This is a genomic window from Mucilaginibacter sp. (assembly GCF_039921305.1).
Taxonomy (GTDB): Bacteria; Bacteroidota; Bacteroidia; order Sphingobacteriales; family Sphingobacteriaceae; genus Mucilaginibacter.
Genome location: NZ_JBDSCA010000025.1, coordinates 173093 through 187094, shown reverse-complemented (window position 1 = coordinate 187094; position 14002 = coordinate 173093). Strand labels below are relative to the sequence as shown.

Genomic DNA, 14002 nt, shown 5'->3' with positions numbered 1-14002 from the left:
TTTTGATTGATTATGTTAAAATTCCCAGCGTTTAAAGGCTTCAATGGCTTCGTAATTGGCAAGGCCCAGGCCATCATAGGCTTTGGCGGTTTCGCTGGTGCGATGTTCTGCACGTACCCAAAACTCGCGTGCATCATCTCCCGGAAATACCGGTAGATCTTTTTGCGATTGGTGCTTAAATATGGCCAAGCGCTTACGCTCCACCTCCTGCGGCGATAGCGGAACGGCCATCTCTATCTCGTGAATTGCAAACTCGTGCCATGCACCGCGGTACAGCCATAACCAGCAATCGGCAACCCAATCTTCAGTTTCTTTCAAACGGGTTAGGGCTTGCTGTATAATATCGAAACATACTTTGTGGGTGCCATGCGGATCGGCAAAATCACCGGCGGCAAATACCTGTTGTGGCTTTATGGCTTGCAGCAATTGCATGGTTTGTTCAATATCATCTTCAAAGCTTACGTTCTTTTGTGTTTTTTGCCTGTCGTAAAAAGGCAGGCTCTGGAAATGGATATTACTATCCGGCAGCCCGGCGAAACGTGCGCCCGCAATAGCTTCACCTTTGCGTATCAAACCTTTAATGGTACGGATCTGTACGGTATCGGCCTGATTAGGTAATTTGGTTTCAAAAAACGAGCGCATTTGCTGGTACTGGTTTTCCAGTTCGGTAGTATCTTTACCTTCGCTCCTGCTAAAGTCAATGGCAAACTCAACGTAACGCAAGGCATCATCATCCCAAACGGCCGTATTGCCGGATGTTTGATAGGCTACATGCACATCATGCCCCTGATCGGCCAGGCGAATGAACGTGCCTCCCATCGATATTACATCATCATCCGGGTGCGGCGAGAATACGATGGAACGTTTAACGGCGGGCTCAGCACGCTCGGGCCGTTGGCTGTCATCGGCATTGGGTTTGCCTCCGGGCCAACCGGTAATGGTATGCTGTATTTTATTAAAAATATGGATATTGATATTATAAACAGGCCCCTGCTCCGTTGCCAGCTGCGCCATGCCGTGGTTATTATAATCCTCTTCGGTAAGCTTTAAAATGGGTTTGTTTAATGTTTGTGCCAGCCAGATCACCGCTTTTTTGATCATGGCTTCTTTCCATATGCAATCTTTAACCAGCCATGGCGTGTTAAAACGGGTGAGCTCGCTGGCTGCACCGGCATCTAAAATAAACTCAACATTATCTGACAGTTGCAGATACGTTGCCGGAACATCGGCAGATATTTCGCCTTCGACCGCTTTTTTTACGATGGCAGCCTTTTTTTCGTTCCAAGCCATCAGAATAATTTCTTTGGCTTTAAATATAGTACCTATACCCATGGTGATGGCTTTGGTTGGTACCTTTTCTTTCCCACCAAAATCTCGCGAAGCATCGCGGCGGGTCAAATCAGCCAGGGTAACCAAACGTGTACCCGAGTTTGGCGCCGAGCCCGGCTCATTAAACCCAATGTGACCGGTACGGCCTATGCCTAAAAGCTGAATATCCAAGCCATTGCAGGCGGTTATTTTTTGCTCGTAAGTCAAACAAAAAGCTTCCATAGCTTCGCGCGATAAAGTACCATCGGGAATGTGAACATTAGCACGGTCTATATCGATATGGTTGAACAAATTCTCGTTCATAAAGGTAACGTAGCTTTGCTCGGCATCGGCCTTCATGGGGTAATACTCATCCAGGTTAAAGGTGATCACGTTATGAAAACTCAGATCCTCTTCGCGGTGTAAGCGGATCAGTTCTTTATAAACATTAATGGGCGTTACACCTGTAGCCAGGCCAAGTACGGCCTTTTCGCCTTTACTTTGTTTGGCTATAATCAGATCGGCAATGCGGCGGGCAACCATTTTACTGGCCTCCAATTGGTTAGCAAAAACCTTTACTGGTAATTTTTCAAAACGTGTTTCTTCAAGCAGATTTAATCGTGACATATATATAAGTGTTTGTGCCGATGCCTTTACGGGCGATCAGCGGTAGTTCGCAATTTCTTTGGCCGATAAAGGCTCTGGTGTTTGATCGGGACGGAAAGGATCGTAGTAATACAAACCATCCTTTTGATATAATTTGATTTGGGCCTTTACCCGTTCATGAAATTGGGTTAGATCCTTTTGGCTATCATTCACCCACCCCACTTCGGCCAAAGCCGTAATACGCGGAAAAAGCATATATTGTAATTTAGCTTTGGTGGTAATATACTCTGTCCACAAGGCGGCCTGTACACCTAAAATTTGTTTCTGCTGTTCTTTACCTATCGGTAGGCTATCAAGTGTAAATTTGTACAACCTATCCATCGGCACAAAAGCGCCCTGCCATTTGCGGCCCAATCGCTGCGCCCCATCCTGCATAAAATCAAAATAGAATGGCAAGCGCGGACAAAGCACAGTTGAAAAACCTTTATCCAAAGCTTTTTTCAATTGCTCAGGTTTATCATGCCTCCACCAAAAAATAATGGTTTTGCTGGGGGGTAGATCGCTATCGGCAGCCTCGTCCCAAAGCAATAATTTATTGTTCAGTTTAAATAGCGTATCCGCCATCCGTTTGGTAAAATAATGCTCTACAGCCAGCATATCAGACAATTTATTTTGTTGCATCAGCTTTTGGATACTGGCATCTGTTTTCCATTTCTCGTTACCAAAGCTTACCTCATCACCCCCAAGGTGCACCATTTGCGATGGGAAAAGCGCATCAGTTTCTTTTAATATCTTACTTAGGTAGGTGTAAGTTGTATCCAAACCGGGGTTAAATGTAAACTCGGGATGAGCCGCCGAACCACCACCGCTAAACGCCGGATAAGCCTTGTTGGCTGCTGTAGCATGGCCGGGCATATCAATCTCGGGTATCACATCAATAAAGCGCTCACGCGCATAGGCTACGATCTCTTTAATATCCTCCTGTGTATAATATTGCGCTGGTAATTGCTTATCCGAAAAGGAACCTACCCCACCGGTAATGGTTAACATGGGGTATGCTTTAATTTCCATTCGCCATGCGGGTTCATCAGTTAAGTGCCAATGAAATTTGTTGAGCTTATAAAAAGCCATCCAATCCAAAATCTCCTTAACGGTTTGCTTACCCCAAAAATGGCGTGATTCATCAAGCAAAAGCCCGCGCCAGGTATAACGGGGTTCGTCTTTAATATTCCAGCAGCTTATCGCGATGCTATTATCTTTTACAGTTCCTAACCTTACCAATTGAATTAGCGATGTTATCCCATAAAATAACCCATGCGCCGTTGCCGAAGCTATTTTAACTCCGGATGGTTTGATATCAAGTGTATATGCTTCAGGATTAGTTTGCTTAACCTTATCATCAATAATTAAACTAATGGCCGGGCCATTTGCTTTTGGTTGAATGCTTAAAGTTAACCCGGTGGTTTTAAGTATTTGCTGCTGCAGATAAGTACCACCTAACTCTGTCCCACCTACTAAAACAACAAGTGTATTGTTGCTCAAAACAAATTGGCCCGCAACACTTTGCACCTGGTTGGGCATGGGTATTATTGGGCATTGCTGGGCTACAGACTTTAGACTCAAAAACACAAAAAAGGCAACAAGTAAATTCTTCATATTTAATGTTGTGCGTTGTTCAGTTTTAATAATTCGGTACCGGCCAGCAAAAATGCGCCTACACCGTAAACCTCGGTATTATCAGCGCTCACCTTTTCGGGAGCGGCGCCAATGGGTTGTACATAACCTAATTTACCATCCGCATGTACTGATGTGCTTAGCGCCTTCCAGGCTTTTTCAACAACGGGGTAATATTTTTTGTAAGATAGTATTTTTTGATTGATACCCCAGGTAAGTGCGTAACAGAAAAAGCCTGTACCGCTGGTTTCTTTACTGGGGTAACTATCCGGATCGAGCAAGCTGGCATGCCATGTACCATCGGCAGTTTGTAATTTGGAAATGGCGGCCGCCATTTGCTTAAACTGATTGATAAACTTAGCCCTGTCGGGATGGTTTGCGGGCATTACTTTGAGTAAATTAACCATACCACCCATTACCCAACCATTACCACGGCTCCAGAAAACGCTTTTACTGTTCTTTTCTTTTTGGGCAAAGTAGCGACTATCTCTAAAAAACAGATGCTGATCTTTACTGTACAGGTAATCGCTGGTTTTCCACCAGAGTTTGCAGGCCTCGTCTAAATATTTCTGATCGCCGGTTGCACTGGTCAAAAAACCTAAGGCTGGGGGTGCCATAAACAAGGCATCGCACCAAGCCCATTCACGTAAATGGATGTTGTTAACCCATAATAACGATTCGGTATGCGGTAAAGTCACCAGTGTATCTGCCAGTAATTTAAAATCGGCTATATAAAGCGGGTTCTTATATTTTTGATACAGCAGTGCATAGAGTTGCCCAATGCAGTAATCATCGGCAAAATGGCGGTGTTTACCTATTTGCCATTGATTATCGTTGCCTATTTTAATTAACTTTTGGTAATAGATATCGTCATTGGCAATTTTGGCCCAAGCCGCCATACCTACATACATGGCACCGTTGGTCCAGTCTTTTTGTTCAAATTTAAAGCCGTTGGTTTCAATATCATGCCACTGCCAATCGGCCACTTTTTTCATGTATTGCATTACACTATCGGGCGAGGTGTTTTTTGGTGATTTTCCGTAAACACCAGATACGAGCAATATTCCCACAAGGAAAACAATCAGCCTGTTATTATATTTTTTGTTCATATTTTATTAATGGGAATGAATGGTTGCAAAGTCTTTAACTGCTTTAAACCATCCTGAATTTTCGTCGATGTATATCTTTTTGCCATTGGCATCGCGGGTACCGCTGCTGGTCCAGATCAGACAGCCATCGGCACCTAAATCATAAAGCGTTTGCAGGCGAAACAGCATCTCATCATAGTTTAGCAAGGTTGTTACACCCTTATTACTAACCTCTGGAGTTACGTAGGGAATTATTTTTTTGTTTGGATACCCATATTTGCGGCAGGCATCAATACTGTAAGCAGCAGCCTTTTTCCAATCTTCCCCGTTCGTGTTTTTGTAATTATATAACGATGGACTAAAATAATCAACCGCGGCAGCAACTCCGGCGTAAGCTTGGTTCCATTTATCATAGCGGGATATTTTATCATCGTACCCGTAAGTATTTTGCGGAACAGTAGCATATAAACCAATTTTTGAGCGGCTATTCGTTTTCCGGAAAATATTGATGGCTTCCAATATCCGATGAGGAGTTTTCAGGGTATCAAACCGTTTCCACTCTTCCAGATCAAGTGAAACCAGCACTGCAGGTTCCTGCGATGCCAGTATAGCTAATGAATCCATTTTGTGAAGGTTCACAACGCCGTTCGCTTTATCTCCGTTAGGGAAATCAAGCATTTTTCGTTCGTAGATCAGATCGTATTTCATGAGCCCAAAGCGCGCCTGGTACGTTTGCAGCTCTTTATAGCTGGCGTTAACCTGGTTACCATTCTGCATATAACCGCCATACACAATAAAGCCATACACGTTAAACGGATGTTTGGCTTTTTGTGCTGATGCGCTGAAACAGATCACAACAAATACCAGTAATAACCTTGCTGATAATTTCATACTTATTGAGCGGGTTTAAATGTAACGCTTACTGTTCCGGTTTGGGCAGCATCAAACGTAACGCCTATCCGTGTAAACTTTGGCGAGTTCTCTTCTATCGTTTCCGATTTGACTTTGAACCCTCCTTTTGCTTTAATGGTAGCTATCATTTTTTCTTTGCTTCCGGTAAACTCAATCTGGTCGGGTGCTATTTGTTTCCATTGGGCGCGGGTTGTAAAGGCCAATTCAAATGGCTGGCTGTTTTTAAACCCGTAATCATCTTTAACAGTTAATGCACCCGCGCCATCACGATCATACGCAAATGTGCGCACCAATTTGTTTAATCCCGCTACCGGATAGGCTGATGCGATATCCATTGCAAACTCATCGTGCTGATCAGTAAAATTGGTGTTCAATATTTTAGCATGGGCCTGTGCGCCTTCTTGCTGTTGTACCCCTGCTACCAACGGAACCGGGTGCCCATATGATGCCAGCGATTTATAAAATGTATATCGCTCTGAGCTAAAAGTTTTAGCTGTATAAGTGAACGGACCACCAGGATCCCCCATCAGCATTTCATCGCCAACTACCACGCTAAACGAGCCTACATCATTATGGTTATGGATTTCGTTATTATTACCACCTTTAAGCGCGGCACCTAATTTAGCTTTTGAACCTGCGCCTGGTCGTTCTATCAATACCCCGGCTTCTTTAAAATAAGAACGTATTCCCGGAACAAGGCTGGAAGTATTTACGCTGGTATTACTTTGCGATGCAGAATTAGGAAAAGCATGCATCACATCATCAATTAAATTAGTGGTAGAGCCTGCAAAACTTAGGTTATCATATTGTTTTAAACCCAGCCCCAAATTACGGCTACAGTACCAAAGAATTGCTGCCGGAGCTTTTAAACCCGTATGGCAATCTGCAATAGAGGGATAAACATTATTGATGATTTCCAAATTAGGGGCATAGGCCGCAATCCTTTTTATTTTAGGATCGGCAAATAAATCAATCGAACCATGTGTAGCTTGCAGTATGTTTTCGCGCAATAAAATGTAATGCCCAAAACCATAACTGTAATAACCTAAACCTTCGGTACAATAACCCTCATCGGTGAAACCGGCAATACTGTTTTTGGAATACTTTTCGGCAATGGCCACAAATTTGGCACGCTCTTGCTTATTGGGGATAACCGCCAAAGCTGCGCCGGTAACACCCGCCAAACAAACCGAATTCCAGTTGTTAATTACCGTAAGCCAGTAATGATCTTTATTGCCCGTTGCTATTGATTTAAGTACCGGTGCAAACACATGTTTATCTATCTGGCTCAAAACATCGACACGTAATTGCGGACTCAGCTTATCATCCAACAGATAAAGTGCCTGGGCTACATTATGCGCAAAACCGGCCGCGCCTAAGTCAACGGTATAATTACGGCCCTCAATGTTTTGCTTCCCTTTATCATGAGCCGGCAACGACCATGATTTTTGATGCACCAGCTCAGTTAAAACCATTTGAATGGTTGGCACAAACCGGCCCTTGTTCTCCAGGCATTCGGCCCATACCAATGGCGATAACCAGGCCATTCGGTTACCCATCATTTTTTCACCTTCGGGGCGGGTACCTTTGGTAAAGTATAGCATATACTGCTCATCGTTCCATGCCGGGAAGTTTCGATTTAAGTATCCCTCGGCAGTTTTAATGGTTTTGGCGTACTTGGGACTATTATTCAATTTATCCCAAACCGAACGGTTATGGTAATTATCGCCAAAGCCTTTGGGCGCGTCGGGCAGCATAGCCGCAATTGCAGCCACACGCTGCATATCCAGCGGAGCCATTGGAACTACGGGTTTGGTAATCTCTATGCTATCTGATACCGCTGCTGCATTTAGCCGGGCTACGGCCAGCATCAACATTAAGCTTAAAATTATTTTTTTATTCATCAGCACAATTCTCTTTTCCTCGTTATTCTTTATGATCAGGGTGTGATGGTTACCGGTATAGTTTTAACTATCGCGCTTGCACCATCGCTGGTATTGTTTGATGCCACAAATACAGTATTGTAGGTTCCGGCACCAGCATAATTGTATTGGTATGATGTCAGGCGGGACGAGATCACTTTTAAGCTCACACCAGCGTCAGGTGTAACCCTTGTCAAATCAACCGGACCCATAATCGCCCAGGCTTCGGCGCTGGCCGAAGCAGCGGTGGTAGAACCGGTTATTACCAGCGATGTTTTATCGGTGTAAACCCAGGCGTATTTGTTAGCATTCTTAGCCAGATCATACGATACAGCCCATCCCGGCCCGAAAGTCACATTACCGTAATTGGTGAACGATGTGGTTGGCGCATTTAAATTGGCAATGGTATACGTAGTACCATCGGCCAGTACGTTGTTTACCGATAAACCGCTGATGGTCCATTTATTTTGGATGGTTCCGGCGGTGGCAGTGTATTTAAAAGCGATGTAAACAGGTTTGCCTTGCGATAAATCAGACAAATCAATAACACCCGAAGCCACTGCGGTAGTGGCACCTGTAGATAATGTAGCACGACTGGTAATATCCGTCCAGGTGGCGGTAGCTATGTTGGCGTTGGTTGCTATTGTATCGCGGGTAAGTATGCCATAAACAGGGTTAGCCACAACGCCTTTAAAATCGGTTGAAACCAATACCTGTAACGAGTTTGCCTGCGCACCCGTTGCCCGCAAACTACTGAACTGCAAATTAGGTGTGCCCGTTGCATTGGCACGAGTAGCAAACTCATAACGCTTGCCCACCTCGCCCGAGAAGAACGTGATGATATCCGGGTTACCGGTAAAAGCAAATTTAACGGTATCCTTTAAAGCGAACTTACTGCTTGTCGCGCCACTTAAGGTAGTACTGGTTACATCAAAATCAACCGGCTTAACATCCGTTTTTTTATTACAGGCCATACAGGCTAATACAAGCACTGTAATGGTAATGAATCTGATGGGTATGATAGTTTTCATTTTAGGAATTTCTTTTAAGTGATCAATAATTTACCAGCCCGGGTTTTGCGTTGCCGAACTGTTAACAGAAATTTCGGAAGCAGGTATCGGGAACAACAGGTTACGACTGGTAATATTTGAACCAGCCAGCGCACCGTAAGCAAACGTTGTTCCGGCATTGGCTTTTATATCTGTAGCCAAATTATTCATGGTTGACACCCAGATACCCCAGCGGATCAAATCTGCCTTGCGTAATGATTCGTAGCAAAGTTCGCGGGCACGCTCATCTTGCAAAGCCTGAAAGAAGGTGTCCTTAGTTAATCCCGAAAGATCGACAGTAGAAGTGGCTATTGTAACAGTGGCCGTGGCTCTTAACCCTGCATAAGTGAATACCGCACCCGTAGTAGCTGCCGCCGATGCACCCGATACTTGGGTTGGCCCGGTAGCGGTTGATGTGCCTGCTGTTGTAACTGTGTATAAGTTATTACCGTTATACACCTGTGTACCTGTTGTATAGCTTGTTCCAGATACCCACGCCGTACCAATATTTACAATTGGCGCAGTAGTATAACCGCTACCCGGAGTTAAAATAGCAATAGATGTTACCTTACCTGTTGTTGTAGATACTGTGGCCATACCGGTAGCGCCTATACCACCGCCACCAGTAAATGTGATAGGAATATTAGGCGATGCTGCCAGATAACCGGTATTACCCGTAGTTGACAAAGTCAACGCGCTTAACACTTTAACTGAAACAGCTGCGGTATTGGCAGGTAGACCAAAGGCTCTTCGGCGTACCTGGTTTATGGCATCATAAGCGGTGTTGGTTGGGCCATTAATATGGTTCTCCGCTTCCGCGATCATCAGCAACACATCCGCGTAGCGCAGGATAGGGAAATTGATCGGGGTGCTATTTTTAGCTTTTACAAGGGACAGTTCGTATTCCCTGCGGAATTTACCCGCATTACGATTATAAATCTGTGCAGCGGTAAAGTAAGTGTATGATACCGGCGTTGTAGCGCTATTATAGCTAAAAGGGGCAATAGCCCAGTCGCGGCGCAAATCGCCGGGGGTGTACAGGTTGAACAGTTTGGCAGTGGTGCTCACAAAAGCGTAACTATAACCAATGGCATCGTAATTTACCGATAGTGCTATACCATTGGTATTACCTAAACGGTTTACGTTACCCGATCCATCGGCACCTGTGCCCTTGTTTTCAACCTCCCACATGCTTTCTTTTACATCGTACTGGTCCTGGTGCAGGTTAATGAATACCTGACGATAGTTAGCGTTCAGGCTGTGTTCGCCTGATGCCTGTACTTTTTGGGCCCAGGTTAAAGCATCGGCATATTTTGATTCATCATTTAGCGGATAGCCTGCCATGGTTAAACAAACCCTCGCCAAAATACCTTCTACTACGGTTTTAGATACGTGGCCTCCATAGCCTATTGCTGTGGCTGTATTTACTTTGCGTTCGGCGGCCTGCATGTCGGTCAATATTTGCGCGTACAGCTGTTTAGCTGGCGTGCGCGGGATATTAACATCGGTTACAGATTGTGTGGGGATGGTTTTTAACGGAACATCACCAAAATTGCTTACCAGTAAAAAGTAATAGTAGCCCCTCAAAAACAAAGCCTCGCCTAATATTACCTGGCGTTTGGTTTCGTCCATTTTAGCGATGTTAATGTTTTGGATAAGCGTATTGGCGCGTTCAACGCCCACATATAACTGGCTCCAAAAGTTATTCAGATCGCTGTTGCCATAATCAAAATTGTAAACCATTATGCCGGTTGTTTGTGCCGAACGAGCGTAAAAACCTTCGTCGGTACTGGCCCCTAATTGATCGAACATGTTATCGCCGTAAATACCAGCGCTGGCCAATGGCTGGTAAACTCCTGCCAAAGCACTGTTCAATTTTGTTTCGGTATTGTAGTACTCGGTTGGTACCAGTGAATCGGTTGGAACCGTATTCAGAAATTTTTTGCACGAAACCATACTTAAACTAAGCACAGTTAATAGCGTGTATAATATACGTTTCATATATGTTTAGTTTATTATGTTAAAAAGTAATGTTGGCGCCAAATGCGATGGTACGCGGCCGCGGATAAGCGCTATAATCAAACCCACCCGTTAATACCGAGTTATAAGTGCTTACTTCTGGATCAAGGCCGGTGTAGCTTGTCCAGGTATACAAGTTTTGTCCGGAAACATACACTCTTAATGATGATACATTCACCTTTTTTAACAAAGTTTTAGGCACGTTGTAACCAAATGAAACTGTTTTCAAGCGCAGGTATGAGCCATCTTCAATAGTACGGGTTGAGTAGCCACCGCCATAGTATCCGCCCGAGCGGAAATTAGCAGAACCGGTATTGCTTGGCGTCCACCTGTCGGTATAGCTGTTAAACTGCTCCAAAAATTGCTTGCCTAAGGCATTACCCTCAAACACCAAACGGCTGGTATTTTGGATTTGGTTACCGTACGACCATTGGAAGAATACATTCAGATCAAAATCGTGATAAGTAAAATTGTTATTAAAACCACCAATATGTACAGGTAACGAATGACCGATCACGGTATAATCAGAAGCGTTAACTACGCCATCGCCGTTAATATCCTTGTATTTGATATCGCCGGGCTGTATGGTGGTACGGGTATTACCATTAGTAGGCACGTTATCTTTCAAAACATAAGTACTTGTTGATGTTTTGTTAAAGTCGCTATACTGGTAGTTACCATCCCAAATGTAACCGTACATCAGGCCCAAAGGCTGTCCAATTTTGGCAATATAGCCAGGTATCGAACTCCAACCGTTATCCCAGGCAACTGCACTGGTAAGCGCTTCCTGGTTATTAGCCAATGCCAGCACTTTGCTTTGGTTAAATGAGATATTGAAACTGCTTGCCCACCTGAATTTCGCTGTAGCGATGTTAACGGTATTTAAGGTAAACTCAATACCCTGGTTTTGCACACTGCCTATATTTTCAAAAGCGGTAGCATAACCTGTTGATGTTGGCAATGTAGCGTTAAGTAACAAGTTCTTAGTCGTTTTACGATATACATCCACTGTTAAATTAACGCGGCTGTTCAGGAAGGAAAGATCGACACCACCATCGTACTGATCGGTTGTCTCCCATTTCAGGTCAGGATTGCCGAGGGTTAATGGTACGATGCTTGACATATAGACATCCTTAAAAGAATAATTTAAATTAGCAGGTACGCCTGTGGTAGACAGGTACGAGAAATCGCCCACACGATTATTTCCTGTTTTACCATAGCTCACACGGAGTTTACCATCAGATAGCCAGCTGTTGTTCTTCAAAAGCTTTTCCTGACTAAATCTCCAGGCCAAAGCCGCTGAAGGGAAAAAGCTCCAATGGTTTTCTTCGCTAAATTTAGATGAGCCATCGGCACGGTAAGAGAACGTTACGTAATATAACGAGTTAAAATTGTAAGTGGCCCTACCCAAAAACGAAGCCGCGTTCCATAACGAGCTTGTTGCTTTGGTTGATGATGGCAGCAAAGTACCCTCGTCTAATCCGCTGAGGCCTAAAGACTCGTTAGGAAGGTTGATGGCGCCTAAACCATAAGTATTTGAGGTATTGCCTTGCTCAGTAAAACCAACAACTACATTCAGGTTGTGTACCTTGTTAAAGGTTTTAATGTAAGTTAGGGTATTCTCGTTGGCCCAGTTATTTACTTTGGCGGTAGCTGTTGAGCCATTTATACCATTGGTTTTACCCGGACTGGTTAAAGGGCTTCCGTAATAAGTGTTTGAGTTATAAAAAGCATCGCTAACGGTGGTAGTTTTGTTGATAACACCGGTAATTTTTAAAACCAGGTTTGGTGTGATGTTGTAGCTCAAATAACTATTCACATTCAGATTGTCGGTTTTAATATCGCGCAAAATGTTGGTTTGGTTTAAAACCGGGTTAAACTTATAATCGTTAGCCGAGCTTGTAGTAGCATCAAGGCCATCATCATCGTTATAAGCGGTAAACGGGTTATAACCCCAAACACTATATAAAATATTGGTAGTAGCGCTGTTAGTTGATGTTGACGCGCCATTACCCGATTGCAGTAAATGCGCGTAGTTGGCATTAATCCCTACCTTAAGTTTGGTATTGATATTCTGATCTAAAGTTATCCTACCCTGATAACGCTGATAACCAGTATTGATAATTGTACCATCCTGATTATCGATAGATCCAGAAACCGAGTATAGGGTTTGAGCGGTTCCGCCGCGCACGGCTAACGAATAATTGCGCAAAACTCCGGTTTTAAAAAATGGCGATTGCCAGTCGGTACCCTGATAATTCTGATAATCATCAAGCGTTTTGCCAGGTGTTGTTAAGTAAGTATAAGTAGGGCTTGGGCTTGTTGCCGAACCAATAGACGGATCGCGCTCCAGGTTGTATTTCAAAAAGTCGTAAGCGTTTAGCAAAGGCATAGTTTTAATGTTTTTGCTAAAGCTTTGTGTTGTTGTAAAGTTAATTTGAGGTGCGCCTATGTTACCTTTTTTGGTGGTAACTATAACAACGCCATTGGCACCGCGGGCACCATATATGGCTGTTGATGATGCATCTTTCAATACCTCGATAGATTCGATATCCTGCGGGTTAAATACGTTCAGGTTAAAACCCTCTATCGGGAAACCATCAACAACGTATAATGGCGAGTTATCCTGTGTGATAGAGTTTGCACCACGGATAACAATGTTAACGGCCGAACCGGGCTGCCCGTCGGACGAGTTTACCTGCACGCCGGCCACACGACCAGCCAAGGCTTCGTCAATGGAACGGACCGGAGCTTTGTTCAGATCGGCAACGGATACCTGCCCTACCGAGCCTGTCAGATCCTTTTTCCTGGTCACACCGTAACCTATTACCACAACTTCGTTTAAGCCGGTTGATTGCTCGGCAAGCGTTACGTTAACCACCTTGCGGCCGTTGATCACTTGCTCCTGGCTTATAAAACCAAGGTAGCTAAATATCAATACAGTTTGCTGATTACTAACACTAATGGTGTATTTACCGTTGGCATCGGTAGCTACAGCGGTAGTACCATCTTTAGCTTTTACGGTTACACCTATCAGCGGTTGCTTTTGAGCATCCTGAACTACACCGGTAATTTGTTTAGCCTGCCCCAATGCCTGTAACGAAATGGCAGTAAGCAATACATAAACTGTAATAGTGCAGCAATTTTTTAACGCCTTTAAAGGCTTACAATAATAACGTGGTTTGTTGTTTTCCATTTCTGTAATTATTGGGTGTGCACTTAGTTTAATATAGTGTTTTTCAAATGACGGTTAATAAAACCGTGCTTGTTTTTTGCATTTGGTTTAATGCGGGTTAGTTTAGGTACGTTTACTTTCATATAGAGTTTATATTAATTAAGTGTTAAACGAATTTGAAGTTTTACCACTTAAAACTGGGGCTAAAAATTGGTGCAATTAGGGTTAAAAACTCGTCGAATGTCTATT

At 43.9% G+C, this 14002-nt stretch carries 8 protein-coding genes; all 8 read right to left on the bottom strand.

Annotation, left to right across the window (positions count from 1 at the left end):
• Positions 1 to 15: 15 nt before the first annotated feature.
• Genes nagB through ABIN91_RS07655 form a run of 8 tightly spaced genes read right to left on the bottom strand, consistent with a single transcriptional unit; the run spans position 16 to position 13774 of the window.
• Positions 16 to 1941 (bottom strand): glucosamine-6-phosphate deaminase, encoded by a 1926-nt coding sequence (gene nagB / locus ABIN91_RS07690; protein WP_348050201.1) that lies wholly within the window; start codon positions 1939 to 1941, stop codon positions 16 to 18.
• Between the two features lie 30 nt (positions 1942 to 1971).
• A complete protein-coding gene (locus ABIN91_RS07685; protein ID WP_348050167.1) occupies positions 1972 to 3570 on the bottom strand; it encodes a beta-N-acetylhexosaminidase in 1599 nt (532 codons plus the stop codon).
• Positions 3571 to 3572: 2 nt separating this feature from the next.
• Positions 3573 to 4697 (bottom strand): glycoside hydrolase family 88 protein, encoded by a 1125-nt coding sequence (locus tag ABIN91_RS07680; protein WP_348050162.1) that lies wholly within the window; start codon positions 4695 to 4697, stop codon positions 3573 to 3575.
• A 6-nt stretch (positions 4698 to 4703) separates the two neighbouring features.
• Positions 4704 to 5567, bottom strand: a complete 864-nt coding sequence (locus ABIN91_RS07675) for a hypothetical protein (RefSeq protein WP_348050160.1) — start codon at positions 5565 to 5567, stop codon at positions 4704 to 4706.
• A 2-nt stretch (positions 5568 to 5569) separates the two neighbouring features.
• Positions 5570 to 7492, bottom strand: coding sequence for a hypothetical protein (locus ABIN91_RS07670; RefSeq protein ID WP_348050158.1), 1923 nt, complete (start codon positions 7490 to 7492; stop codon positions 5570 to 5572).
• 35 nt (positions 7493 to 7527) lie between these two features.
• Complete coding sequence (locus tag ABIN91_RS07665) at positions 7528 to 8541, bottom strand: DUF5017 domain-containing protein (RefSeq protein ID WP_348050156.1); 1014 nt, start codon at positions 8539 to 8541, stop codon at positions 7528 to 7530.
• A gap of 30 nt (positions 8542 to 8571) precedes the next feature.
• Positions 8572 to 10560: a RagB/SusD family nutrient uptake outer membrane protein gene (locus ABIN91_RS07660; RefSeq protein ID WP_348050154.1), complete on the bottom strand. Its 1989-nt coding sequence runs from the start codon at positions 10558 to 10560 to the stop codon at positions 8572 to 8574.
• Between the two features lie 19 nt (positions 10561 to 10579).
• Positions 10580 to 13774, bottom strand: coding sequence for a TonB-dependent receptor (locus ABIN91_RS07655; protein ID WP_348050152.1), 3195 nt, complete (start codon positions 13772 to 13774; stop codon positions 10580 to 10582).
• Between the last annotated feature and the right edge of the window lie 228 nt (positions 13775 to 14002).